Source organism: Mesorhizobium sp. STM 4661 (genome assembly GCF_000359125.1).
Classification (GTDB): domain Bacteria; phylum Pseudomonadota; class Alphaproteobacteria; order Rhizobiales; family Rhizobiaceae; genus Mesorhizobium.
The window spans coordinates 1-25,299 of record NZ_CAAF010000010.1; the positions used below are offsets into that span (position 1 = coordinate 1).

Annotated in this window: 25 protein-coding genes; 14 read left to right on the top strand and 11 right to left on the bottom strand. The window is 63.1% G+C overall.

The features are described from left to right. The first annotated feature begins 207 nt into the window (after positions 1-207). The 3 genes from MESS4_RS03360 to MESS4_RS03370 all read left to right on the top strand — a co-directional run bounded on the left by MESS4_RS03360 (position 208) and on the right by MESS4_RS03370 (position 2,847). Entirely contained in the window at positions 208-567 is a 360-nt protein-coding gene (locus MESS4_RS03360) for a septal ring lytic transglycosylase RlpA family protein (RefSeq protein ID WP_006326574.1), read from the top strand. A 243-nt stretch (positions 568-810) separates the two neighbouring features. Next, positions 811-2,088 carry a polyhydroxyalkanoate depolymerase gene (locus tag MESS4_RS03365; protein ID WP_006326575.1) on the top strand — a complete coding sequence of 426 codons (1,278 nt, stop codon included), beginning with the start codon at positions 811-813 and terminating at the stop codon, positions 2,086-2,088. A gap of 141 nt (positions 2,089-2,229) precedes the next feature. Further along, complete coding sequence (locus MESS4_RS03370; RefSeq protein WP_006326576.1) at positions 2,230-2,847, top strand: transglutaminase-like cysteine peptidase; 618 nt, start codon at positions 2,230-2,232, stop codon at positions 2,845-2,847. Positions 2,848-2,865: 18 nt separating this feature from the next. Here MESS4_RS03370 and MESS4_RS03375 read toward each other — a convergent pair whose 3' ends face one another. From MESS4_RS03375 to MESS4_RS03390, 4 genes are all read right to left on the bottom strand, one after another. Continuing rightward, positions 2,866-3,234, bottom strand: a complete 369-nt coding sequence (locus MESS4_RS03375; protein ID WP_006326577.1) for a helix-turn-helix domain-containing protein — start codon at positions 3,232-3,234, stop codon at positions 2,866-2,868. A gap of 14 nt (positions 3,235-3,248) precedes the next feature. Further along, positions 3,249-3,779, bottom strand: coding sequence for a Smr/MutS family protein (locus MESS4_RS03380; RefSeq protein ID WP_006326578.1), 531 nt, complete (start codon positions 3,777-3,779; stop codon positions 3,249-3,251). Beyond that, positions 3,776-4,912, bottom strand: a complete 1,137-nt coding sequence (locus MESS4_RS03385) for a murein transglycosylase A (RefSeq protein ID WP_036240594.1) — start codon at positions 4,910-4,912, stop codon at positions 3,776-3,778. Before MESS4_RS03385 ends, MESS4_RS03380 begins: the two co-directional genes overlap by 4 nt. A gap of 138 nt (positions 4,913-5,050) precedes the next feature. After that, positions 5,051-5,755 carry a Tim44/TimA family putative adaptor protein gene (locus tag MESS4_RS03390; RefSeq protein WP_006326580.1) on the bottom strand — a complete coding sequence of 235 codons (705 nt, stop codon included), beginning with the start codon at positions 5,753-5,755 and terminating at the stop codon, positions 5,051-5,053. Between the two features lie 198 nt (positions 5,756-5,953). On the opposite strand from MESS4_RS03390, the gene MESS4_RS03395 reads away from it, so the two are divergent. From MESS4_RS03395 to MESS4_RS03405, 3 genes are all read left to right on the top strand, one after another. Then, positions 5,954-6,454 carry an FxsA family protein gene (locus MESS4_RS03395; RefSeq protein WP_081609630.1) on the top strand — a complete coding sequence of 167 codons (501 nt, stop codon included), beginning with the start codon at positions 5,954-5,956 and terminating at the stop codon, positions 6,452-6,454. Positions 6,455-6,549: 95 nt separating this feature from the next. Beyond that, the gene (secB, locus tag MESS4_RS03400; protein ID WP_006326584.1) at positions 6,550-7,050 is read left to right on the top strand and encodes a protein-export chaperone SecB; all 501 of its coding nucleotides are present in this window, start codon (positions 6,550-6,552) and stop codon (positions 7,048-7,050) included. A gap of 248 nt (positions 7,051-7,298) precedes the next feature. Further along, on the top strand, positions 7,299-7,586 hold the full coding sequence (locus MESS4_RS03405; protein WP_006326585.1) for a GIY-YIG nuclease family protein: 288 nt from the start codon (positions 7,299-7,301) through the stop codon (positions 7,584-7,586). A gap of 90 nt (positions 7,587-7,676) precedes the next feature. Here the strand turns inward: MESS4_RS03405 and dnaQ are convergent, their stop codons facing one another. The 5 genes from dnaQ to MESS4_RS03430 all read right to left on the bottom strand — a co-directional run bounded on the left by dnaQ (position 7,677) and on the right by MESS4_RS03430 (position 11,694). Beyond that, entirely contained in the window at positions 7,677-8,411 is a 735-nt protein-coding gene (gene dnaQ, locus MESS4_RS03410; protein WP_006326586.1) for a DNA polymerase III subunit epsilon, read from the bottom strand. 65 nt (positions 8,412-8,476) lie between these two features. Continuing rightward, positions 8,477-9,073, bottom strand: coding sequence for a dephospho-CoA kinase (coaE, locus tag MESS4_RS03415; protein WP_006326587.1), 597 nt, complete (start codon positions 9,071-9,073; stop codon positions 8,477-8,479). 11 nt (positions 9,074-9,084) lie between these two features. Beyond that, positions 9,085-9,927, bottom strand: a complete 843-nt coding sequence (locus MESS4_RS03420; protein WP_006326588.1) for a shikimate dehydrogenase — start codon at positions 9,925-9,927, stop codon at positions 9,085-9,087. Then, on the bottom strand, positions 9,920-10,519 hold the full coding sequence (locus MESS4_RS03425; RefSeq protein ID WP_006326589.1) for a Maf-like protein: 600 nt from the start codon (positions 10,517-10,519) through the stop codon (positions 9,920-9,922). Before MESS4_RS03425 ends, MESS4_RS03420 begins: the two co-directional genes overlap by 8 nt. A 344-nt stretch (positions 10,520-10,863) precedes the next feature. After that, a complete protein-coding gene (locus MESS4_RS03430) occupies positions 10,864-11,694 on the bottom strand; it encodes a pyruvate, water dikinase regulatory protein (protein WP_244441045.1) in 831 nt (276 codons plus the stop codon). Positions 11,695-12,442: 748 nt separating this feature from the next. Between MESS4_RS03430 and hemE the strand changes: the two genes are divergently transcribed. From hemE to rho, 3 genes are all read left to right on the top strand, one after another. Beyond that, the gene (hemE, locus tag MESS4_RS03435; protein WP_006326591.1) at positions 12,443-13,471 is read left to right on the top strand and encodes a uroporphyrinogen decarboxylase; all 1,029 of its coding nucleotides are present in this window, start codon (positions 12,443-12,445) and stop codon (positions 13,469-13,471) included. Positions 13,472-13,473: 2 nt separating this feature from the next. Next, a complete protein-coding gene (hemJ, locus tag MESS4_RS03440) occupies positions 13,474-14,004 on the top strand; it encodes a protoporphyrinogen oxidase HemJ (RefSeq protein ID WP_157385507.1) in 531 nt (176 codons plus the stop codon). 176 nt (positions 14,005-14,180) lie between these two features. Further along, positions 14,181-15,446 (top strand): transcription termination factor Rho, encoded by a 1,266-nt coding sequence (rho, locus tag MESS4_RS03445; protein WP_006326593.1) that lies wholly within the window; start codon positions 14,181-14,183, stop codon positions 15,444-15,446. Between the two features lie 221 nt (positions 15,447-15,667). On the opposite strand, the gene MESS4_RS03450 is transcribed toward rho, so the two are convergent. Continuing rightward, positions 15,668-17,686: a thioredoxin domain-containing protein gene (locus MESS4_RS03450; RefSeq protein ID WP_006326600.1), complete on the bottom strand. Its 2,019-nt coding sequence runs from the start codon at positions 17,684-17,686 to the stop codon at positions 15,668-15,670. 80 nt (positions 17,687-17,766) lie between these two features. On the opposite strand from MESS4_RS03450, the gene mnmE reads away from it, so the two are divergent. The 5 genes from mnmE (at position 17,767) to MESS4_RS03475 (ending at position 23,815) form a co-directional block, all read left to right on the top strand. Further along, positions 17,767-19,089: a tRNA uridine-5-carboxymethylaminomethyl(34) synthesis GTPase MnmE gene (gene mnmE, locus MESS4_RS03455; RefSeq protein ID WP_006326601.1), complete on the top strand. Its 1,323-nt coding sequence runs from the start codon at positions 17,767-17,769 to the stop codon at positions 19,087-19,089. Between the two features lie 420 nt (positions 19,090-19,509). Further along, entirely contained in the window at positions 19,510-21,381 is a 1,872-nt protein-coding gene (gene mnmG / locus MESS4_RS03460; protein WP_006326603.1) for a tRNA uridine-5-carboxymethylaminomethyl(34) synthesis enzyme MnmG, read from the top strand. Beyond that, positions 21,378-22,010, top strand: coding sequence for a 16S rRNA (guanine(527)-N(7))-methyltransferase RsmG (gene rsmG / locus MESS4_RS03465; RefSeq protein ID WP_006326611.1), 633 nt, complete (start codon positions 21,378-21,380; stop codon positions 22,008-22,010). Before mnmG ends, rsmG begins: the two co-directional genes overlap by 4 nt. Before the next feature lie 57 nt (positions 22,011-22,067). Then, entirely contained in the window at positions 22,068-22,868 is an 801-nt protein-coding gene (locus MESS4_RS03470) for a ParA family protein (RefSeq protein ID WP_006326612.1), read from the top strand. A gap of 65 nt (positions 22,869-22,933) precedes the next feature. Then, positions 22,934-23,815: a ParB/RepB/Spo0J family partition protein gene (locus tag MESS4_RS03475; RefSeq protein ID WP_006326613.1), complete on the top strand. Its 882-nt coding sequence runs from the start codon at positions 22,934-22,936 to the stop codon at positions 23,813-23,815. A gap of 307 nt (positions 23,816-24,122) precedes the next feature. Here the strand turns inward: MESS4_RS03475 and holA are convergent, their stop codons facing one another. Beyond that, on the bottom strand, positions 24,123-25,169 hold the full coding sequence (gene holA / locus MESS4_RS03480) for a DNA polymerase III subunit delta (protein WP_006326614.1): 1,047 nt from the start codon (positions 25,167-25,169) through the stop codon (positions 24,123-24,125). Between the last annotated feature and the right edge of the window lie 130 nt (positions 25,170-25,299).

The window sequence follows — 25,299 nt, forward strand, 5'->3', positions numbered from 1 at the left end:
TATTCCGACCGGCAATCTCGCTGAAGACATCTGCGATATCCATTCGGATATCAGCCAAGACTCGCGCCCAGACGACTGAAAACCTCTGACAGACTGTTTCGCAGCGACTCCAAACGTGTGCTCTTGCCACGGAACTGCCGGATGCTTGCCGCATTTCCTGCCTTATTCGCCACCTAACGGCGCGGTTCTGTCAACGGAGCCTTCCAAATGAAGAAGAACAACAAGACCGCGCTTGTCGCGGTGACGATAGCGGCTGGCCTGATGGTCGGCGCATCCGTCTCTCCCGCCGCCGCCCAGTGCGGGCGTGCCTCCTGGTACGCGCTGCATTCGAAAACCGCTTCCGGCGAGCGCATGAACCCCTCGGCACTGACCGCGGCACACCGCAGCCTGCCCTTCGGCACCAGGCTGAAAGTGACCAACCGCAACAATGGCCGCAGCGTCGTCGTGCGCATCAACGATCGCGGCCCGTTCATCAAGGGGCGCATGCTCGATCTGTCGAAGGGCGCCGCCAGCCGGCTCGGCTTCATCGGCTCGGGCCATACGTCCGTGTGCATGGCACGCGTCTGAGCCTGTTTGGGCTCCGGCGGTCGAAACAGGTTCCCGCTGGACACCACTCCGCGTCTTCGCGGGCGCACATTGAGCCGGCTCTGGCTGTGGAGGGCGGATTCCCAAGGCCTTGGACGAAAGAAGTGCATAGATCACGGCACCTGACGTATTGCATCGCAGCAATTTGTTGTTAACTTCCCCGGCAGACATTCAGGGTTCGGCGCTGCCCGTCGTCCTCTTGGTGCTGCAGCCGCGGGGTTCCCGATGTTCTACCAGATCTACGAACTGAACCACGCAGCCCTGCAGCCGGCGCGCCTCTATGCCGATGCGGTGCGGTTGCTTTACACAAATCCGCTCAATCCGTTTTCGCACACGCACTGGGGCCGTTCGGTCGCGGCGGCGGCCGAATTGTTCGAGCGCACCACGCGCCGCTACGGCAAGCCGCGGTTCGGCCTGACGAAGACGGTCGTCGACTGGAAGAATGTCGAGGTCAGCGAAAAGACCGTCTGGTCGCGGCCGTTCTGCAATCTGGTCCGTTTCGAGCGCGCCGTTCCGGCAGGGCGCCGGCCTGATCCGAAGCTGCTGATCGTGGCGCCGATGTCCGGCCATTACGCGACGCTTTTGCGCGGCACGGTCGAAGCGATGCTGCCCTATGCCGACGTGCACATCACGGACTGGGTCGACGCCCGCATGGTGCCGCTCAGCGAGGGCCGCTTCGACCTCGACGACTATATCGATTACATCGTCGACATGCTGCATGCGCTGGGGCCCGACACCCATGTCATGGCGGTGTGCCAGCCTTCCGTGCCGGTGCTGGCGGCGGTGGCGCTGATGGAGACGCGCGGCGACCCGTTCGTCCCCTCGACGATGACGCTGATGGGCGGGCCGATCGACACACGCCGCAATCCGACCGCGGTCAATCTTCTGGCCGAGGAAAAGGGCATCGACTGGTTCCGCGACAATGTCGTCATGCAGGCGCCCTGGCCGGTGCCGGGCTTCGGCCGCGAGGTCTATCCCGGCTTCCTGCAGCTTTCGGGCTTCATGAGCATGAATCTCGACCGCCACATCATCGCCCACAAGGACTTCTTCATGCATCTGGTGAAGCATGATGGCGACAATGCCGAGAAGCACCGCGATTTCTACGACGAATATCTGGCGGTGATGGACCTGACGGCGGAGTTCTACCTGCAGACGGTCGATACCGTGTTCGTCCGCCATGCCTTGCCCAAGGGCGAGATGACGCATCGCGGCGTGGCCGTCGACCCGTCTGATATCCGCAATGTCGCCCTGTTCACGGTCGAGGGCGAGAACGACGATATTTCCGGCCTCGGCCAGACGAAGGCGGCGCACGATCTGTGCGTCAACATCCCCGCGGACAGGCACGCCCACTACATGCAGCCGGCGGTCGGCCATTACGGCGTCTTCAACGGCTCGCGCTTCCGCTCCGAAATCGTGCCGCGCATCGTCGACTTCATCACCAGCTACGGCCGCCAGACCCGCGTTGCGGTGAAACCGAGGCTGGTGCGCGCCGCCAAGGGGTAGGCCAAGGGGTAGGGATGTTGCACAATAGCCGCTTTTTCGGCTGTGCAGGTAACCATGTCGCAAATCTCGCCGTTTGCATAATTGACACGGAGTGTAAATCGCCCTTAACGTTTCGTTAACAACATGGGACGAGCGGGGACAATGATTTCCTCAAAGGTGGCGCGAAAGCTGCGCCGGTGCGTTGTGGCCGGGCTGGCGATTTCGGGAGGTTGGGCGACATCGGCTCTGGCGGCCAGCCCGATGGTGACCGGTGGCCCGACATCGCAACCGATCGGCCATTACGATTTCTGCAAGGCCTATCCGGGCGAGTGCTCGATCCGCCCGGCCAATCTCGCCCCCGCCGCCATGACCGGCTCGCTCTGGCGCAAGTTGATCAGCGTCAACGACAAGGTCAACGCCGCCGTCAAGCCGGAGAGCGACTACGAGATCTACGGCAAGGACGAGGTCTGGGCCTATCCCGACAATGGCGTCGGCGACTGCGAGGACTACGTCCTGGAAAAGCGCCGCGAGTTGAACCGCCTCGGCGTGTCGTTCGCCGACCTGCTCATAACCGTCCTGCGCAAGCCCGACGGCGCGGGCCACGCGGTGCTGACGGTGCGCACCACCAAAGGCGACTACGTCCTCGACAATCTGAACAGCAAGGTCCTGTCATGGGACCAGACCGGTTACCGCTTCCTCAAGCGGCAGGCGATCGACAATACTGGCCGCTGGGTCTCGATCCGTGGTGGCCAGCAGGTTGTGGTCGGCGCGGTCAAGTAGAGTTTTCCGCCGACCGGCTTATTTCCGCGGATCGAGTGCGGCGCGGATCGATGCGGTGATGCGGCGAAGCTCCGCCTCGTCCAGTTTTTCGATGTTCTCGGCCAGAAGATTGGCAAGCTCGGTGGCGGCAGGCGTCAGGCCCGACGTGTCGAGTTTTACGCGCGGATGCGAGCTTTCAGCCAGTCGCGCCAGCTCCTCGGCATCGTCCCAGATGATGTTGAAATAGCCGATGATCTTCTGGATCAGCGTCCAGGTCGGCGCGCCGCGGCGGCCATGCTCCAGCGCCGACAGATAGGCGGCGCTGACGCCGATCGCCTCGGCCATGGCCTTCTGGCTGACGCCGCGTTCGCCGCGCAATTGGCGCAGCTTCTCGCCGAACGGGGTCACGCGCCCCTCCTCATTTAGCGCGCCCGCCGCAAGCGAATATAGAGCGCGCCCGAGCCGCCATGATTGCGGGCGGCATGGTCGTGGCTGGAGACGAGCGGCCTGAATGCGGGTGTCGACAGCCAGGCCGGCACGGCGCGCCGCAACACGCCGTCGCCGCCCGAGGACGACCCCTTGCCGGTGATGACCAGCACATAGCGGATGCCGCCGGCATGCGCCCGGTGCAGGAAGGAAAACAGCAGCGAATAGGCCTCGTCCTGGGTCAGGCCATGCAGGTCGACGCGGCCTTCGATCGGCAGCCGGCCCTTGGACAGCTTGTCCAGCGTCGGTTCGTCGAGCGCATGCGAAACATGCTGCGTTTTCGGTTTTTGTGTTGCCGCAGCCGCGCCCTGAATTGCTTGCGGCCTTGGCCTGGCCTCGTCGCCGGCATCCGGAGCGAGGCCCGGACCACCGACCGCGGTCTTGCCCTTCAGCGGCTTGGCGGTGCGCGCCACCAGGTTCCACAGCACCCGGTCGTCCTCGCTCAGCCTGTCGGTGCGCTTGGTCATCGTGGGCGCCCAACAAGCGCACGCGGAATCAGCGCATAGAAATCGGCGGGGTTGCGGACGACGCCGGCAATTTCGCCCGCCGCATCGCCCGATCCGGCGAACAGGTCGCCGCGCGCCGGACCGGTGATGGCCGAGCCGGTGTCCTGCGCGATCATCAGCCGCCGGAACGGCTTTTTGTCGAAGGCGGTCAGCGACGGCGCGTCGATGTAGAACGGCGTGCCGAATGTGTGGAGCAGGCGGTCGACGGCGACCGAGCGGCCCGGCGTCAGCGGCACCTTGGCGGCGGCGATCGGACCAAGCGCCGGATCGTCGCCAACTGCTTCGTCAAATGGCGCCTCGCGAAAGAAGATATAGGAGCGGTTCTGCCACAGGATCTCGTCGACGCGGTCCGGATGCGCCTTGAACCAGGCGCGGATCGACTGCATCGTCACCTTTTCCAACGGGATTTCGCCTGATGCACTCAGGATCTTGCCCGGTCCGGTAAAACGCTGGCCGGATTTGGCGGCATAGGTGACGCGGCGAAGCCGGCCGTCGGTCATCTTCAGCCGCGCCGCGCCTTGAACATGGATGAAGAAGGCGTCGACCTTGTCGGCGAGCCAGGCGATTTCCAGGGCTCTGCCCTTCAGCGCACCGCGCTCGATCTCGCCGCGGTCGAAATACTCGACCGACCCGTGCGGCGTGTCACGGCCGAAGGCGAGATAGGGATCCATGCCGGCCGGTCGGTTGGCGTCGTCGATGTCGATGAGGTCGGCCGGGCGAGACAGCAGCGGCACCGAAAATCGCCCGGTTCGGACCGGCGAGGCCTCGACCACGGGCTCGTAGAAGCCGGTGACCAGGCCGGCGCCGCCACTCTCGGCCCGGATATGCGCCGGGATAAAATGGCGTTCGAAGAAGCCCCTCGCCTGCGGCCGATTCGAAAATGGCGACCGATTCGCCGGCGAAACGGTACGCGCTTCCGCATAGGCCTGGGCAAAGGTGCTGAAATCGACGCCAAGGGCGCCGGAGCGATACGGCTTGGTCAGGACATGAAAGGCCGAGCGACGAAAGGCGGCAAAGGCCTGGAGATGATCGTCTTCGTCCCAGCCGGGCAGCTCGTCGAAGGATTTTTCGACAAAGAGGGGCGATAGCGACACGACAGGCCTCGCCGCTGACCTTTCATGCATGTCGTCATCCCAAAACCGCTGCGCACTTTTGGGCGACATGCTTCTTTGTTTGATGCATGTCGTTAACCCCAAAAACCGCTGCGCACTTTTGGGCGACATGCATTGGGTTCAGTCTTCTTCTTCGGTGGCGACGAGCTTCCAGTTCGGATCGCGCGAGCGCGTGTCGCGGGCGAAGGTCCAGACATCCTTGACCTCGGCGACGGTCTCGGGATCGCCGTCGATGACGGCGCCGGCCTTGTCGCGGGTCGCGGAAATCAGTTCGCTGACGATGCGCAGGGTGAGATGCGCCTCGCCGCCCTTCATCTCGGCGGAAACGATGTCGGCCTTGTCGATGCCGACGAAGGAGGACTGGATCTTTTCCGATTTCGCCTCGCGCTCGCCTATTGCCGCGACAAAACCGTCATAGACCTCGCGCGACAACAGGTTCTTCAGCGTCTTGCGATCGCCATCGGCATAGGCCATGACGATCATCTCATAGGCCATCTTGGCGCCGTCGACGAAGGTCTTCGGCTCGAATGTCGGATCATTGTCCTTGATCGTCCGCAGGCCCTTGTTGAGATCGGTGTCAGGCTTGGCGAAGGCGTCGATCGCCGCATAAATGTCGCCCGCCGGCTCTCCCGGCGCCCGCTTGCGCGGCAGCGAGACCACATTCTCTTGTTTCTGGGCAGCGTCCTTGTCCGTGCGGCTTGCCGTATAGGGATCGAAGGGCGGGCGCTCGCTGCCGGTGCGGCGGCCGAGCACATTGCGCAGCTGGAAAAAGATCACCACCGCCGCGATCAGAAAGAAAATCGTGCCGAAGTCGAAGAATCCCATATCTTCCGCCAATCAATCCCTACTCCAGCCGGACCGCGCGCCAAGCAAGGGCCGCGGTCGCATAGCGTTCAACATCCAAAGCATATAGAACGCAAACTGCAATCATTCAAATCAAAGGCAGGCATACCTATCTAACAGGGCTAGTGCCAGCGGCGATTGCCCGCCGGCCGGCAAAACATGGAAACGATCGGTCAAGACTTGCGTATTTCGCTGCTTCCCCTCTTCCTGCTTGCGCTTCCGCTGCTGGAGATCGCCGGTTTCGTCATTGTCGGCCGCCAGGTCGGCGCGCTGGCGACTGTCGGGCTGGTGCTGGCTTCGAGCGTGTCGGGCATGCTGCTGCTCAGACACCAGGGTTTTGGCGTCATGGCGCGCGTGCGCGCCGAGATGGACGCCGGACGCGATCCAAGCCGCCAGCTCGCGCATGGCACCATGATCGTGCTGGCGGCCATCCTGCTCATCATCCCCGGCTTCATCACGGATATTTTCGCCATTATATTGCTGCTGCCAATGGTTCGCGATCTTGCCTGGCGGATGCTGAAAGGCCGCATCGTGCTGGCCACCGATTTCGGCACCGGCGGGTTCCGGACCCGGCCTCGCGACAAAATCATCGATCTGGACGACAGCGATTATTCGCGCGGCGACGATTATAAGCGCGGCCCCGACCACAATTCTCCGTGGCGCCGCCTCAAGGACGAATAGCGCCCGCAAAACTTGTCTTGTCATGCCGACCATGGTAGCGAACGCCCGATTTCAATCCGGGCAGCAACGCTGCCGAGGCAAAAGGACAACGGCTAATGGCCAGCAATGACGACGCGCCGACCGGCGCGGCCAATGGCAACGGCAACGCGGCGCAACCCTCGCTCAACGTGCTCGCCCAGTATGTGAAGGACCTTTCCTTCGAAAGCCCCGGCGCACCGAACTCGCTGCGCGGCCGCGACAAGGCCCCCGGCATCGCCATCAACGTCAATGTCAACGCCAACCCGCTGTCCGACAAGCAGTTCGACGTCAATTTGACGCTAAACGCCAAGGCGTCCTTCGACCAGGAAGTGCTGTTCAATGTCGAGCTGGTCTATGGCGGCGTGTTCGCCATCAGCGGCTTCCCGCAGGAACACATGCTGCCGATCCTGTTCATCGAATGCCCGCGGCTCCTGTTCCCGTTCGCCAGGCAGATCATTGCCGAGGCGACGCGCAATGGCGGCTTCCCGCCGTTGATGCTGGATCCGATCGATTTCGCCCAGATGTTCCAGCAGAAGCTGGCCGAGGACCAGGCCGCCGCCAAGGTCCAGGTGAGCTGAGAAGGCTTGTTCGTTAGCGTTTGAAAGCCCGGCTCCGCGCCGGGCTTTTTGTTTTGAGATGTCGGCCGCGAACCGCTCTTCAAGATCGGCGATTGGCTGTCGGCAACCGTCCCTTCGTCATCCTAGGGCGAAGCAAGGAGCGAAGCGACGCAGCGCAGACCCTAGGATCCATGCCGTAACATTGGTCGTAGAATGCGGCGGATCAGAATGGCGCTTGTGCGCGCACCGCCGCTCGCTACCCTGAAGCCATGACCGGCTACATCTATATAACCGCAAGCCAGAAGCGCGGTACGATTTATATCGGCGTTACCAACGATCTTGGCCGCCGCATGCCTGAGCACAAATCCGGCACCGGCTCGCGCTTCACGAGCCATTATGGTGTACAGCGGCTGGTCTGGTACGAAGAATATTTCGACATTACCGACGCCATCCAGCGCGAGAAGTCGATCAAGCGATGGCCGCGACAATGGAAGATCGAGCTAATCGAAAAGGCCAATCCGGAGTGGTTTGAACTCTTTCGTGGAACCGGCTGGTAGGCGCTTGATTCTGATCCGCCAGAGTACGGCGCAACGGTCACGGCATGGATCCTAGGGTCTGCGCCGCGTCGCTTCGCTCCTTGCTCCGCCCTAGGATGACGAAGGCGCGAAGGACGCTACCGCTACCCCGCCCACCCGCAGCCAGAGCGCCTTTTCGCCCAGCGTGCCGACCAGGCCGGCATGCGCGGCACGCTCGGCTTCCGTCAGGCGCGGCGGCAGGGCGATCGGCCTGGCGGCAATGCTGATGTCGATGTCGGCGACTTCGCCCGCACCGTTGATTTGCACCGCCACGCTGTCGAGGATGAGCGCCGCCTGCTTGCCGCCGATGAGCTCGATATAGACTTCGGCCAGCAATTCCGAATCGAGCAACGCGCCGTGCTTGGTGCGGCGGCCATTGTCGATGCCGTAGCGCCGGCACAGCGCATCCAGCGAATTTGGACCCATCGGATGCCTGCGGCGCGCCAGCGCCAGCGTGTCGACGACACGGCCCGGATCGATGACCGGATGGCCGAGACGGCCGAATTCGAGATTGAGGAAGCCGATATCGAATGTCGCATTGTGGGCGACCAGCTTGGCGCCGTCGATGAAGGCGAGAAATTCCTCGGCGATGTCGCTGAAGGTCGGCTTGCCCTGAAGGTCGGCGGCGCTGATGCCATGCACCGCCTGCGCCTCCGCATGGATCGGGCGACCTTGCGGATTGATGTAGTGATGGAAGGTGCGGCCGGTCGGAAAGCGGTTGACCAGCTCGACGCCGCCAAGCTCGATGACGCGATCCTCGCGGGAATCGAGACCGGTGGTTTCCGTATCGAAGATGATCTCGCGCATCGAATCAGTCCGTCCTTAAGGAGCAGAATCATACACCAGAACAAAATGGCAAGGAAAAGCTGGCGTCAGGAGCCGGACTTAACCCCGGTCAGTTCGGCGATGATCGCGGCAACCGCGGCGCGCGCGGCGTCAAAGCCCAAGCCGGTATCGATGATGAAATCGGCCTGCCGACGCTTTTCGGCATCGGGAACCTGCTTGGCAAGGATCGCGGCCAGCTTCGCCTCGCTCATGCCCGGCCGCGCCAGCACGCGGGCGCGTTGGATGTCGGCCGGCGCGGTGACGACCACGACCTTGTCGACGCGGCCCCGACCGGCGGTCTCGAACAGCAGCGGGATATCGAGAACGACAAGCGGCGCGCCGGCGGCGCGATTCCCTGCCAGGAAGGCATCGGCATCGGCCCGCACCAGCGGATGGACGATCGCTTCCAGCCGTTTCAAGGCCGCGGCATCGCCGAGCACATGCTCGCCCAGCTTCGTGCGATCGACCGAACCGGAAACCGTGGTTCCGGGAAAGGCCGCCTCGACCAACGGCGCGGCCTTGCCGGCATAAAGTCGATGGACGGTCTCGTCGGAATCATGGACGGGCACGCCCGCCTCGGCAAACATCCTTGCCGTGGTCGACTTGCCCATGCCGATCGATCCGGTGAGGCCGAGGACGATCATTGTTCTGCTCGTCATTTCTTGGCGCCGAGATCGGCAACAATCATCCGCCTGAGTTCGGCGGTGACTTCAGGCCGGACGCCGAACCAGCGCTCGAAGCCGGGCACGGCCTGGTGCAGCAGCATGCCCAGCCCGTCGACCGTCTTCAGATTTCTCGCGCGCGCCGCAGCGAGAAGCGGTGTCTCCAGCGGCACATAGATAAGGTCGGTGACGAGGGCGTGAGCCGGCAGTCCCACCGGGTCGGCGGAAAGGCCTTCATTGCCATGCATGCCGAGCGCTGACGTGTTGACCAGCAGGCCGGCATCGGCCAGCAGCTCGCCGGTCGCGGCCATTCCGTGCGCGGAAACGCCGCTGCCGAAGCGGTGGCTGAGTTCTTCAGCCCTCGCAAGCGTCCGGTTGACGATGCGGATGTCGCTGACGCCGCGCTCGAGCAGCGCATGGATGACCGCACGCGAAGCGCCGCCGGCGCCGAGCACCACGGCCGGGCCGTTTGCCGCCCAGCCCGGCGCGTGCTCGTCGAGATTGGCGGCAAAACCATGGCCGTCGGTGTTGCCGCCGCACAGGGTTCCATCCTCGAACCACAGCGTGTTGACCGCGCCGATCGCTTCGGCCGCATCGTCGCGACGCGGGACAAGCGCAAAGGCCGCCTCCTTGTGCGGAATGGTGACGTTGCCACCCCGGTAACCATTCGCCTCGAGCGTCCGCACGAATTCGGCAAAATCGGCCGGCGCGACATCGATCGCCCGGTAGCTGCCGTCGATGCCGTATGTCGCCAGCCAGTGGCCATGGATCTTCGGGGATCTCGAATGGGCGATGGGATGGCCGGTGACGAAGGCCTTTTTCGCACCCTCAGCCATCGATGGCTCCAAGGGCGCGCAGCTTCGCCAGCACCGGCAGCAGCGGCAAGCCGACAATCGTAAAATGGTCGCCCTCGATTTTTTCGAAAAGCTGGATGCCCTCGCCCTCGATCTGATAGGCGCCGACGCTTGCCAGCGCCTTGGCGCCGACACGCGCCAGATGGCGGCCGATGAAGGCCGGATCGAGTTTTCGCATGGTCAGGCTGGCGACGCCGACATGGCGCCACAGAATCTCGCCGTTGCGGGCAAGCACCGCGGCGCTGTTCAACTGATGGGTCTTGCCCGACAGCGCCAGGAGATGGCGGCGCGCGCCCTCCATGTCGGCAGGCTTGTGGAACACCTCGTCGCCCAGCGACAGCGTCTGGTCGCAGCCGAGCACCAGGGCGCCGGGCCTGCGCGCGCTGACCTCGGTGGCCTTGGCTTCGGCGAGCACCAGGGCGACGTCCTCCGGCGAAATGCCGCTGTCCTGCAACGGCGCTTCCAGCGCCCGCTCATCGACTTCCGGTGGGACCGCCTCGATGGCGACACCGGCGTTGACGAGCATCGCCTTGCGGAATGGACTGCCGGAAGCGAGGATGATTTTTTCGGTCATGATTTTCGTTGCCTAGTCGCTTAAAAGTCCATTGATCTGGTTGAACCGAGCCGGAGACGGGCGCGCGAGCAATGTCTTGGATTGCCGCACTCCGCCGCCACGGTAACGGCATGGATCCTAGGGTCTGCGCTGCGTCGCTTCGCTCCTTGCTCCGCCCTAGGATGACGAAAACACAGCGGCCCGCTGCTAACTGCGCAAGCGTTGGAGATTGGCAGAAACGATCTTCCCATTCGTCGTCCTAGGGCGGAGCAGGAGCGAAGCTCCGTCGCGGAGACCCTAGGATCCATGCCGTGACTTTCGAGCTTCTCGGCGGCCGGTGTCAGCAACGCAGCGTACGGCTCCAATTATCTGTTCTTCCCCCTCAGGGCAACGATGGCCGCCGCCGTTTCCTCGATCGAGCGGCGGCTGACATCGATCATTGGCCAGCCATGCCGGGTGCAGATCTTGCGGGCATAGGCAAGTTCCTCGTTGATCGCGGCGCGGTCGACATAGTCGGTCGGCTCATAAGAACTGGTGTTGGACAGGATGCGGTTCTGGCGAACCTGCGAGATGCGCTCGGCGGTAGCGATCAGCCCGACGATCAGCGGTGTTCTGGCATAGACCAGGCTTTCCGGCACCGGCACACCAAGCACGATCGGGATGTTGGCGGTCTTGATACCGCGATTGGCGAGATAGATGCTGGTCGGCGTCTTGGAGGTGCGCGAAATGCCGATCAGCACGACGTCGGCATCGTCCATATTGGCCGGCAGCTGGCCGTCATCATGGTCCATGGTGAAGTTGAGCGCATCGATGCGGCGAAAATAGTCGGCGTCGAGAACATGCTGGGCACCGACGCGGCGGCCCGCCGGGGTGCCCAGATAGGACTGGAAGACGGTCAGCACCGGCTCCAGAACAGAGACGCAAGGCAGACCCATTGTAGCGCAGCGCTCATCGATGCCGCGGGCGAGCTTCTGGTCGACGACAGTATAAAGGATGATGCCCGGCTCCTCCTCGATATCCTCGAACACCTTCGTCACCTGCTTTTCGGTGCGGATGAGCGGGTAGATATGCTCGATGGCGCGCGCATCCTTGTATTGCGCCGACGCCGCGCGGCCGGCGGCGAGCAGCGTTTCGCCGGTGGCATCGGAAATCAGGTGAAGGTGAAAGAAGCTCTGCGGTTTGTTCACAGGGGTCATTCCAGGCTGTGGGCCGGTGTGGATAAAGACGGCCGGAAAGATCGAACGGTCGGAGGGGACTGTATCAGATGGCAGTTTGTCCACAATTCGATGCGCTGTCGGCTTCGCCGGACGGCTGGGGACAAATCCGTGGACGAGTGTTTTTGCCTTCGCGTCATCCACAGGGTCGTTTTCTTCGGGCCAACCATAACGCATTGACTCCGGTCAGAGATTCCCGCCTTTCCACAAAGTCCTACAATCCCGTCGGAGAAGCACGCGACAATATGCTGGCTGGCCTTCGGCGGGCCAAAGCGGGACAGGTGGCAACCACCAATACCAACAGACTCTTAGAATCAGAAGATTCTTAGAAATAGAATATTTGATTATAGAGAAGCCTGGAGAGGCAGAGGATTTGACCCTTTGATCTGGCCTAAAAGAGATCATAAACGATCGTTGCCGCCCGGCCTTCAGCCGCCGGTTGCTAACGTTCGCAATTGGCTGCAGGCCACCATGCCTTCGTCATCCCAGGGCGGAGCGAACGCGAAGCGGAGTGCAGACCCTGGGATCCATGCCGTGACACTGGTCGAAGAATGCAGCGGTTCGGAATGGCGACCGTATCCGCCGGCCGATGCGAAGAGGCACTCGATTCTGATCCGCTTTCGTATGCCACAAAGGTCACGGCATGGATCCCAGGGTCTCCGCGACGTCGCTTCGCTCCTGCTCCGCTCTGGGATGACGAAGGTCACTGCACTGGAGAGGCGAGTGCCAAATGCCTGAAAACCGCATCATGCTGGACGTGCTGAAGGGCAAGACGGCAGCTCCGCCGCCGCTCTGGATGATGCGTCAGGCCGGCCGCTATCTGCCGGAGTACCGGGAGACGCGTAAACGCGCCGGCTCGTTCCTCGATCTTTGCTACAATCCGGATCTTGCCGTCGAGGTCACGCTGCAGCCGATCGAGCGCTTTGGCTTCGACGCTTCGATCCTGTTCTCCGATATCCTCGTCGTGCCGCATGCGCTGGGCCGCGACGTACGCTTCGAGGAAGGCCGCGGGCCGCTGCTGACGCCGATCTCAGCGGCCGGGATTTCCGCTCTCGATGGCAAAACGTTTCACGTGAATCTCGAACCGGTCTACGAGGCGGTGCGCCGGTTGCGCGCAAAATTGCCCGGTGAAACGACGCTGATCGGCTTCTGCGGCGCGCCGTGGACGGTGGCGACCTATATGATCGCCGGGCATGGCACGCCCGACCAGGCGCCGGCGCGGCTGTTCGCCTATCGTGAGCCTGCGGCCTTTTTACAGCTGCTCAAAGTGCTAGCCGATCATTCCGCCGCCTATCTCATCCGCCAGATAGAAGCCGGCGCCGATGTGGTGCAGATCTTTGACTCCTGGTCCGGCGTGCTCGACGAGGCGTCCTTCGAACTGTTCTGCGTCAAGCCGGTGGCTGACATCGTCAGGCAGGTCCGAGCCGTTCATCCCGATGTTCCGGTCATCGGCTTTCCCAAGGGCGCCGGCGACCACTACCGGCGCTATCGCCAGAAGACCGGCGTGACCGGCCTTGGCCTCGACTGGACCGTGCCGCTGACGGCGGCTCAGGGATTGCAGCGGGATGGCGCCGTCCAGGGCAATCTCGATCCGTTGCGGCTGGTGGCCGGCGGCAAGGCGCTTGCCGAGGGCGTCGAGGCGATCCTGAAGGCATTGGGCGATGGGCCGCTGATCTTCAATCTCGGCCATGGCATCACGCCGGAGACGCCGCTGGCGCATGTCGAGCAGATGGTGAAGCAGGTGAGGAGCGTATCATGACGATGATGGGCAAAGGTACTGGCGGCGGAGCGGCGATGCGCCGGGCGGCAATCGCGATAGCTGTTTTTCTCGTGCTGGTAGGACTGCTGTTCCTGTTTGGACCGGAGGATTTCTATCCCTGGGCGAAGGCGATACACGTCATTGCCGTCATCTCGTGGATGGCGGGCATGCTCTATCTGCCGCGGTTGCTGGTCTATCATGCCGATGCGGAAAAAGGTTCGGTGCAGTCGGAAACCTTCAAGGTGATGGAGCGCCGCCTGCTGCGCGGCATCATCAATCCGGCGATGGTGATTACCTGGGCATTCGGCCTCTGGCTCGCCTGGAAAGGCTTCGGTTTTCAGGGCGGCTGGCTGCATGCCAAGATCGCGGCGGTGCTTGGCCTCTCCGCCGTTCATGGCTATCTCGCGGGTGCGGTGCGGAAATTCGCCGAGGATCGCAATGAAAAGCCCGCGAGGCACTGGCGGATCGTCAATGAAATCCCCACATTGCTGATGATCGTCATCGTCGTGCTGGTCATCGTGAAGCCGTTCTGACGCATCGTGGCGCTGCTGGTGTGACCAGCAAAAGGCGGCTTGCTCTTTCACCCGACCGACGATAAAAGACGGGTCTTCCTTCCCGTCATGCGCCGCCCCTTCATCGCTTTCGGCCGCGCCCGGCATTTGTCGCATCCCGCCGATATTTTTTCCCAAATCCGATTCAGAGTCCGTCTATGCAAGAAATGAAACTCACCGAGTTCAAGAACAAGAAACCACCAGAGCTGATCGCCTATGCCGAATCGCTCGAGGTCGAGAACGCCAGCGTCATGCGCAAGCAGGAGCTGATGTTCGCCATCCTTAAGAAACTGGCCGCCCAGGAGATCGAGATCATCGGCGACGGCGTCGTCGAGGTGCTGCAGGACGGCTTCGGCTTCCTGCGCTCGGCCAATGCCAATTATCTGCCGGGTCCCGACGATATCTATATCTCGCCCTCGCAGATCCGCCGCTTTTCGCTGAAGACCGGCGACACCGTCGAAGGGCCGATCCGCAGCCCGAAGGAAGGCGAACGCTATTTCGCCCTGCTCAAGGTCAACACGATCAATTTCGACGACCCCGAGAAGATCCGCCACAAGATTCATTTCGACAATCTGACGCCGCTCTATCCGACCAAACGGCTGAAGATGGAGATCGACAATCCAACCAGCAAGGACATCTCGGCGCGCGTTATCGACCTGGTGGCGCCGATCGGCAAGGGCCAGCGGGCTTTGATCAACGCGCAGCCGCGTACAGGCAAGACCGTGCTGATGCAGAACATCGCCCACTCGATCACGGCCAACCATCCGGAATGCTACCTGATCGTGCTTCTGATCGACGAGCGGCCGGAGGAAGTCACCGACATGCAGCGCTCGGTGAAGGGCGAGGTGATCTCCTCGACCTTCGACGAGCCGGCGGTGCGCCACGTCCAGGTCGCCGAAATGGTGATCGAGAAGGCCAAGCGCCTGGTCGAACATGGCCGCGACGTCGTCATCCTGCTCGATTCGATCACCCGCCTTGGCCGCGCCTACAACACCGTGGTGCCGTCCTCCGGCAAGGTGCTGACCGGCGGTGTCGACGCCAATGCGCTGCAGCGGCCGAAGCGCTTCTTCGGCGCCGCCCGCAACATCGAGGAAGGCGGTTCGCTGACCATCATCGCGACCGCGCTGATCGATACCGGCAGCCGCATGGACGAAGTCATCTTCGAAGAGTTCAAGGGCACCGGCAACTGCGAAATCCAGCTTGACCGCAAGGTGGCCGACAAGCGCATCTATCCGGCCATGGACATATTGAAGTCCGGCACCCGCAAGGAAGACCTTCTGGTCTCCAAGCAGGACCTGCAGAAGGTCTTCGTGCTGCGCCGCATCCTGGCGCCGATGGGAACGACCGACGCAATCGAGTTCCTGATCGACAAGCTGAAGCAAACCAAGACGAATGCGGATTTCTTCGATTCGATGAATACGTGATTGGGGCGGTCAGAGGCCGGCGTCCCTTCGCGCCCCCCTCTGTCCTGCCGGACATCTCCCCCACAAGGAGGGAGATTGGCCGTCATCATTGATTTCGCCAATCACCAATCCTTGCAAAAAGGACGCTGCCGGCGAAGCTTCCGATCTCCCCCCAAGTGGGGGAGATGTCCGGCAGGACAGAGGGGGGCGCTGTCCCTCCAGCGTTCGGCGCATCGTTGCGCCTATTGACGACGTAACAAGCGCTCCAAATCTCCGACTTCCCTCACCACCGGCAAACAAACCTGCCCCGTGCACAACCAGGCGCCGGGCCTGTCTGTCGGCGGCAGGATCCCGCCTGGCAATGTCGGTCGATTCATCTCCGTGCCGATCGCCACGACAATATCCACCCGGCGCGGGTCCGGATTTCGATTCGCAACCGGAACAAGACTTGGATTCTTCGGGTTATCGACGATCACCAATTTCAGCGGTTCCAGCATCAGCACGCAGGCGTTGATGATGCCGGCCTGGCCATAGGTCTGGTGCGCAGCACGGCCGGCCGCGTGCTCGGCGATTTTCCAGGCCCTCTCCTGCAGTTCGAGATCGCCAGTGATGGAAGACAGCCGGACCAGAGCCTCGATGATCTGGCCAGTGGCCGAGGGAATGGCTTCGTCGACATCGCCCCTGATGCGGATCGGCACATCTGTGCTGTCCGACGCGGTCAGATAGTAGCCGGTTTTTTCGTCATCCTGGTGCCAGACGTCGAGCTGTTCGGCGAATTGCCCTGCCCGATCGACGTATTTCGAATTGCCTGTGGCCTCGAACAGCGCGATTGCGGCGTTGGTCATGGCGGCATAGTCGCTGGACAGAGCTGGAAACAGTTTCTTCGCGCCGAGCATTGAATGCGGCAAACGGTTGTCCTGGGCGGCATTGGCGATGTGGGCAAAAGCTATTTCAGCCGCTTCGATCCAGTCGGCCCGGTTAAAAAACCGGCCCGTCTCGGCCATGGCCGCGATCATCAGGCCGTTCCAGTCAGTCAGGACCTTGCCGTCGCGCCCAGGCCTGACGCGTTCTTTTCTCGCTGCCAGCAGTTTTTCCTTCAAGGGAACGAGAAGGTCACGATCGGCCACGCTTTGCATCTGCTGGGCAGCCGTCTGATGGAGGATCGGCCTGCCCTCCCAGCCATGCGGCGCGGAAAGCGTGAAGTATTTGAAAAACAAGGCTGATTCGTTGCCAAAAGTGGCCTCGATCTCTTCCCTGCCCCAGGTGTAGAAAAGCCCCTCCTCGCCGTCGCTGTCGGCATCGAGGCTGGCGGCGAAGGCGCCGCCTTCGACGCACATCTCGCGCAGCAGCCAGTCTATCGTCTCTTCGATTCGTATCCGGAACAAATCATTGCCCGACGCGGCATAGGCCCAGTTGCACAGGCGGATGGACTGGGCGTTGTCATAGAGCATCTTTTCGAAATGCGGCACCAACCACTCGGCATCGGTCGAGTAGCGGCTCAAGCCACCGCCGACATGGTCATAAATGCCGCCGGCCAGCATCCTTTCGAGGCTGGCGAGGACGGCGTCGCGATGGGATGTTGCGCCGTCGCGCAGCCAGGACAGCCAGAGCGTCTGCATGAAGGGGGCGTTGGGGAATTTCGGCGCACCGCGCAACCCGCCCAGTTCCCTGTCGATCATGCCGTCGATGCCATTGGCGAGTGTCGCCAGCGTATCGCGGTCGAGCACGCCTTTGGCATGAGCGCCCGCCAGCCGCGCCTCGACATGTGTGATCAGGCCGTCGGCGCTTTGGTTGAGGCTCGGCCGCTTGTCGCGCCAGGCCTTGTCGACCGCCTCCATCACCTGGATGAAGCCCGGGCGGCCGTAGCGTGCCTCGCGCGGAAAATAGGTGCCGCCCCAGAATGGCTTGCCATCCGGCGTCAGGAACATGGTCAGCGGCCAGCCGCCCTGCTCGCCCATCGAGGACAGCGCGGCCATATAGATCTGATCGATGTCCGGCCGCTCTTCGCGGTCGACCTTGATATTGACGAAGAGACGGTTCATGACGGCGGCCACGTCGTCTTTTTCGAAGCTCTCATGCGCCATGACGTGGCACCAGTGGCAGGCGGCATAGCCGACGGAGAGCAGGATCGGCCGGTCCAGCGTCCTGGCTTCCGCAAGCGCTGCTGGCGACCACGCCCGCCAATGCACCGGATTGCCGCTGTGCTGCCGCAGATAGGGGCTGGCTTCTTCGGCAAGCAGATTTTGCGCGGGCAATGTCACTGTGAGCAAGCTCGGTTGACGGTGTTGGGGAAGCGGGGGCGGTTCTCTGGCAAGCTAGGGCGGTTGAATAGAGCGGGCAAATGATTTCAGGCAATTCCATTGTTGCTCTTTCCAGCGGCCGGCTGCCCGCCGGCATCGCCGTTATCCGCATTTCGGGCGCGCAGACTCGATTCGTAGTCGAAACGATTGCCGGTGGTATGGTTAAGGACCGCATCGCGACGCTGCGCAGGCTCCGGGCACAGGATGGAACCTTGCTCGACACCGGGTTGGTTGTCTTCTTCCCCGGTCCCCACAGCTTTACCGGCGAGGATGTCGCCGAGTTCCATGTCCATGGCGGACGCGCCGTCGCGGCGACAATGCTGGAGACGATCGCCCGCTTCGACGGCGTCAGGCATGCCGAGCCCGGCGAATTCACCCGGCGCGCCTTTCTCAACGGCAAGGTCGACCTCGTCGAGACCGAGGCGCTGGCCGATCTCGTCAACGCAGAGACCGAGGCGCAACGGCGCTTTGCCGTGCGGAATGCCGAAGGCGCGCAAAGCGAGCTCTATCTCGGCTGGCGCCGGCGGCTCATCCATGCGCGGGCGATGATCGAAGCCGAGATCGACTTCGCCGACGAGGACGATGTACCGGGTTCCGTGGCGGATGCGGTCTGGTCGGACGTCGGGGCAATGATCGACGAGATCAGCCGCCATGTCGAAGGGTTCCGCGCCGCCGAAATCATCCGCGACGGGTTCGAAGTCGTCATCCTGGGCGCGCCGAATGCCGGGAAATCCAGCCTGTTCAACGCGCTGGCGCGGCGCGAGGCGGCGATCGTCACCGATGAACCCGGCACGACCCGCGATCTGCTCGAAGTGGTGCTGGATCTCTCAGGGGTGCGGGTCAGGGTGACGGATACGGCCGGTCTTCGCGATGCGCCGGGCAGGGTTGAGGCGATCGGCATCGAGAAGGCGCGCGCAAAGGCGCATGGGGCCGACCTTTTGCTGGTGCTGGAGGACATGGCCAATCCGGTCCCGGTTGGCGCGCTCCCAGCCAACGCCCCAGTGTTAAGGATTGGAACAAAAGTCGATCTGATCCAGCCGCTCTCTTCGGGCGCAAACTACGATACTCCTATCTCGACCAAGGATGGCACGGGTGTGCCGGAATTGCTGGCAGAGATCGGACGCCGCGCCGCGGCGGAAATCGGCCAGGCCGGCGACATCCTGCCGTCGCGGCTGCGGCATGTCGAGCTTCTTAACGAGACAAAGCGGTATCTGCTTGCAGCCCTTGCCGAGGACCGGCGCGGGCAGGAATTGCGGGCGGAGGAATTGCGCCTGGCGGCGGACCGGCTCGGGCGAATCGTCGGATCGGTCGATGTCGAGGATTTGCTGGATGTGATCTTCTCACAGTTCTGCATCGGCAAATGACTCACGTGAAACATTGCGGTTGATGGCGATAGTGATTCACGTGAAACAGTCAGGCACTGAAGCATGGGCACCATACCTTCGTCATCCTAGGGCGGAGCGAACGCGAAGCGGAGCGCAGACCCTGGGATCCATGCCATGACGTCAGCCGGAGAATGCTGCAGTGCAGAATGAAATGGCAGTTGACGGTCCGCCTTCGTGCCCGGCTTCAAAAGTCCTTGCACCGCCGCGACGCTTTAATGTCACGGCATGGATCCTAGGGTCTGCGCCGCGTCGCTTCGCTCCCTTGCTTCGCCCTAGGATGACGAAGTTCGGTAGCTGTCGTCTCGTTGCATTGTTTCACGTGAAACGATTTGCCTGATGTTCTTGACAGCGCGGCCCGGTGGGCACAAGTGTCGACCACTCTGAAACTGGAACACTGGAATGACCGATCGCTATGATGTGGTTGTGGTGGGCGGCGGCCATGCGGGTTGCGAGGCGGCTAGTGCTGCCGCGCGCGCCGGGACGCGCACCGCCCTGGTGACGCTGCGCTTCGACACGATCGGCGTCATGTCCTGCAATCCGGCGATTGGCGGCCTTGGCAAGGGGCATCTGGTCCGCGAGATCGACGCCATGGACGGGCTGATGGGGCGCGTCGCGGATGCGGCCGGTATCCAGTTCCGGCTGCTCAACCGCCGCAAGGGGCCGGCCGTGCGCGGGCCACGGACTCAGGCCGACCGCAAGCTCTATCGCCTTGCCATGCAAGCAGCGATTCGGGAGCAGAACGATCTCGAAATCGTCGAAGGCGAGGTGCTGGATTTTGAAATCGCCGATGGGCGCATAGCGGCTGTGCTGCTGGCCGATGGCCGAAGACTCAGCTGCGGCGCCGTGGTGCTGACGACCGGAACCTTCCTGCGCGGCCTGATCCATATCGGCGAGAAGAAGATCGTCGCCGGCCGGATGAACGAACAGGCCAGCCTCGGTCTCTCGGCGACGATGAGCCGCGTGGACTTCAAGCTGGGGCGGCTGAAGACCGGCACGCCGCCGCGGCTTGACGGGCGCACCATCGACTGGGCCTCGCTGGAGAGCCAGGCGGCGGATGAATATCCCGTGCCGTTCTCGCTGCTGACCGACGCAATCGAGAATCCGCAGATCCATTGCGGCATCACCCGCACGACGACCGCCACGCACGAGCTGGTCCGCGCCAATCTCGGCCGTTCCGCCATGTATTCCGGCTCGATCGAGGGCGTCGGGCCGCGTTACTGTCCGTCGATCGAGGACAAGATCGTCAAGTTCGGCGACCGCGAGGGCCATCAGATTTTCCTCGAGCCCGAGGGGCTGGACGACGACACCGTCTACCCGAACGGCATTTCGACATCGCTCCCCGAAGACGTGCAGCTCGACATATTGAAGACCATCCCCGGCCTGGAGCGAGCGGCCATGCTGCAGCCGGGCTACGCCATCGAATATGATCATGTCGATCCGCGGGAATTGTCGCCGACACTGGAAACGAAGCGGATCGGCGGTCTGTTCCTCGCCGGGCAGATCAACGGCACGACCGGCTATGAAGAGGCCGGGGCGCAAGGGCTGCTTGCCGGCCTCAACGCCGCGCGCAAGGCATCCGGCAGCGACCAGATCGTGCTCAGCCGCACCGAGGCCTATATCGGGGTGATGGTCGACGACCTGACCAGCCGCGGCATCAGCGAACCCTACCGCATGTTCACCTCGCGGGCCGAGTTTAGGCTGTCGCTCAGGGCGGACAATGCCGATGAGCGGTTGACGCCTTTGGCCATGAAGCTGGGAATCGCCTCGCAACAGCGGACGCAGCGGTTCAGTGATGTCCTGCAGGGTCTGGAGACGGCGCGGGCGCTGGCGCAGGGCATCACCATGACCCCCAACGAGGCGGCGCGCCATGGGTTGGAGATCAACAAGGACGGCGTGCGCCGCTCGGCCTATGAATTGCTCGCCTATCCCGGCGTCGACATCGCCTGGCTGGCGCGGATTGCGCCGGCATTTGGCGCCATCGACGCCAAGACGGCGGAACGCCTCGAAACGGAGGCGAAATATTCGGTTTATCTTGACCGTCAGCAGGCCGATGTCACGCAGATCAGGCATGAGGAGAGCCGGCTGATCCCGGCTTCTCTCGATTTCGCCGCCGTCCCGGGCCTTTCCAACGAGCTGAAGCAGAAGATGCGGACGCGTCAGCCGCGCTCCATTGCCGATGCACAGCGCATGGAAGGCATGACGCCGGCGGCACTGGCGATCATTGTCGCGCATGTCCGCAACGCAGAGGCCGCGCAAAGGGACGCTGCGTGAGCGCTGCGTCCTGGGCGAGCCTGCAAGAGGCAGCCGGCCCGGTTTCACGTGAAACATTCGATCGTCTGGTCGAATTCGAACGGGTGTTCCAGAAGTGGAACCGTCGGATAAACCTGGCGGCACAATCGACGCAGGACGATGTCTGGCGCCGCCACATCCTGGACAGCGCCCAGCTCGCCCGAATCGCGCCCGAGGCGAAGAATTGGGTCGACCTTGGCTCGGGCGGCGGTTTTCCCGGTCTGGTGCTTGCCTTTCTGCTTGCCGAGCGAAATGGCGCCAGCATCGATCTCATTGAAAGCAATCGGAAAAAAGCGTCGTTCCTGCAAACGGTCGTTGGGCAGTTCAACCTGCCGGCGCGGGTCGTCGCGCGCCGCATCGACGACAGCTATTCCCTTGTCCCGACACCGCAAATCGTCACGGCCAGGGCGCTGGCCTCACTCCCCATGCTGCTCGACCTGGCGGCGCCCTGGCTGACCAAGGGCGCGCACGGCCTGTTGCACAAAGGCCGGGATTACCGCGCCGAAGTGGCAGAAAGCGCTCAACGATGGTCCTTCGATCTGGTAGAACATGCCAGCGTGACCGACGCCCATGGCGTCATCCTCGAATTGACTGGCCTGCGAACTCTCTGATTCGTGACTCACTTGTCTGCAACTGGCGACCTCGGAATGAATTTCTGGCATAGATCCATGATGAAGAATGGCCCTCGAATCATCACCGTAGCCAACCAGAAGGGCGGCGTCGGCAAGACGACGACCGCCATAAACCTGGCCACGGCGCTGGCGGCGATCGGCGAGAAGGTGCTGATCGTCGACCTCGATCCGCAAGGCAATGCCTCGACGGGCCTTGGCATCGACCGCAAGGACCGCACCGTCTCGTCCTATGACGTGCTGACCGGCGAACTCGGTCTGGAAGCGGCGGCGATCCCGACGGCGGTGCCCGGCCTGTCGATCGTGCCGTCGACGCTCGACCTGCTCGGCATCGAGATGGAGATTGCTTCCGCGCCCGACCGGGTGCTCAAGCTGCGCAATGCGCTACGCGCCGCGAGCGAGCGCAGCGCGCCCTTCGGCTATGTGCTTATTGACTGCCCGCCGTCGCTCAATCTTTTGACTTTGAATTCAATGGCGGCAGCCGATTCTGTTCTTGTTCCGCTGCAATGCGAGTTCTTCGCGCTGGAAGGCCTCAGTCAGCTGCTCGAAACGGTCGAGCAGGTGCGCCGCACGATCAATCCGGATCTGATCATCCAGGGCATCGTGCTGACCATGTATGACGGTCGCAACAATCTCGCCAACCAGGTGGTGCAGGATGTGCGGGCGCATATGGGCGATAAGGTCTACGAGACCATCATCCCGCGCAATGTCCGCGTCTCCGAGGCGCCGTCCTACGGCAAGCCGGCGATCCTCTACGACCTCAAATGCTCGGGCAGCCAGGCCTATCTGCAGCTTGCCTCCGAAGTGATCCGCCGCGAGCGAAAATTGCGCGCCGCGTAAGCCGCCTGATTTTTGGCGCAGCGGCATAAGAAGCCGATTCGATACCGAAACGATCTGGACGGACGATGACTGAAGACCTTTCAAGAAAAAGACTGGGGCGGGGACTGGCGGCGCTGATCGGCGAAATCGATCGCCCGGCAGCGGTGGAAAAGCAGGGCATGAGCGCCGACGGCAAGGTGCCGATCGAGTTCATCAGCCCCAATCCGAAGAACCCGCGCCGGTATTTCGGCGAGGCCGAACTGACCGATCTGGCGCAGTCGATCCGCGAACATGGCGTGGTGCAGCCGGTGGTGGCGCGGCCGTCGCCGACGCTGCCCGGCCGCTACGAGATCATCGCTGGCGAGCGGCGCTGGCGCGCCGCACAGCGCGCCGGGCTGACCGAGATCCCGATCATCGTGCGCGACGTCAACGATCGCACCGCGCTGGAACTGGCGATCATCGAAAACGTCCAGCGCACCGACCTCAATCCGGTCGAGGAGGCGCAAGGCTATCAGCAATTGATCGACGACCACGGCTATACCCAGGCCGATCTTGGCCAGGTGATCGGCAAGAGCCGCAGCCATGTCGCCAACACGCTCAGGCTGTTGAAGCTGCCCGATGTGATCCGCGACATGCTGGTCGAGGGCGCGCTGTCGGCCGGCCATGCCCGCACGCTGGTGACAGCCGAAGATCCGGCCGGCCTTGCCAAACGGATCGTCGAGGATGGGCTTTCGGTGCGCCAGGCCGAAGCGCTGGCGCAGATGCCAGCCGGGGCGCCAGCCGCGCCAAGGAAAGCCCAACCGGCGCAGAAGGATGCCGACACGCTGGCGCTGGAAAAGCTGATGACCGACACGATCGGCATGATCGTTTCGATCGAGCACAAGGGGAAGGGCGGCGCGCTCCACGTGTCCTATCGGACGCTGGAGCAGCTCGATGAATTGTGTCGAAGGCTGAAGCAAGAGCGGTAGGCGGTTGAGGCGCAGCTATTGTTAGCCGGCAAATAAACTTCTGGCTTAGGTTTAAGCGCGGACTAGGCGGACATGTAACACGACGAGGGCTGGCGATTGCCAGCCCTTCTCTTTTGCGGCGCTGGTGATTGGCGAAATCGCCGAGACTGCTAATCTCGCCCCTTGAGGGGGAGATTGCCGGCTGGCCAGAAGGGGTCGTCTCACATCAAGCGCCGGCGCCTTGCGGAAGAGAAGAAGATGTCGGCGTTCGACGCGCGGCGACCCCCTCTGTCGCCTTCGGCGACATCTCCCCCTCGAGGGGGGGAGATCAGGTGCGCTGCGCCAGCCTTGCGCTCTCCACGGCAATGCCGAGCAGCGCCTGCCGGGCCAAGGCGACCGAGAGGTCCGGCCGCCGCCGGGTCTGCAGCACGGCGGTCTGCAAGCGGTTGAGCGCGCGACCGAGCGCCTCGCCGTTCCAGCGTTCGAGCGCCTTCTCGACCAATTTTCGCCGTGAGAAAAAAACCGGCGGGCGCGCCGCGGCAACGACCGAGGCGGCGTTGCGGCCGCCGGAGTCCATCTGGCCGCGCATGGCTTGCACCGCCTGCAATTGCCGCATCGCCGACGACAGCACCAGGAAGGGCTGGCCGCCGGACTGGCAATGGCGGGTGAAGGCGGTGTCGAAATCACCGATCTTGCCTTCGAGCAAGGCGTCGACGGCATCGTCGAAGGAGAGACCGGACACATCGCCTGACGTTGCCTTGACGTCGTCGAGGCCGATTTCCTTCTGGCCATGGGCGTAAAGCACGAGCTTTTCGATCTCGCCGCGCGAGGCCAGCCGGTCGCCGCCAAGGTTGCGGCGCAGCGCCTGCCGGGCGTCGAGCGCCATGGACATGCCGGCCTTGCGCAGTTCGTCGTCGATGACCGCATCGATGTCCCTGGCCTCGTCGGCGTAGCAAGGCAGCGCCATGGCGCCGTCGGCTGCCTCGACAACGGCACGCAGGCCGACGCCCTTCTTCAGATCGCCGGCCTCGATGAGAATGATCGCGTCGCGCGCGGGCTCCGATGTCAATGCCTTGACGTCTTCGGCCAGCGCCTTCTGGCCGCTGGCATTGCGCACCCACAACAAGCGGCGATCCGAAAACATCGGCACGGTGCGGGCCTCGTCAAGCAGGCGGCCCTCGTCGCGGTCGATCTCCGAACCGTCGAGCCTGACCACCGAGAAAGGATCGTCGAGCGGCAGCCCGGTCTTCGCGGCAAAGGCCTTGGCGCGCTCGGCGACAAGCCCGCGATCGGGACCGTAGATCAGGACGATCGAGACGCGCGGATCAGGCTTCGCGAGCCACGAATCGACCTCGTAAGCTTTCTTCTGTGCCATGGTTTCTGGTTAGCATGGTGCGGGCGTGGGGTGAACGGAGGTTGGCGGTATTGTTTCGAGACGCCGGAGCGACAGAGAGCGCGCGAAGGAAGCCCGGGCCTCTCAAGACCTGGGGTTCCTCGCCCCCGCA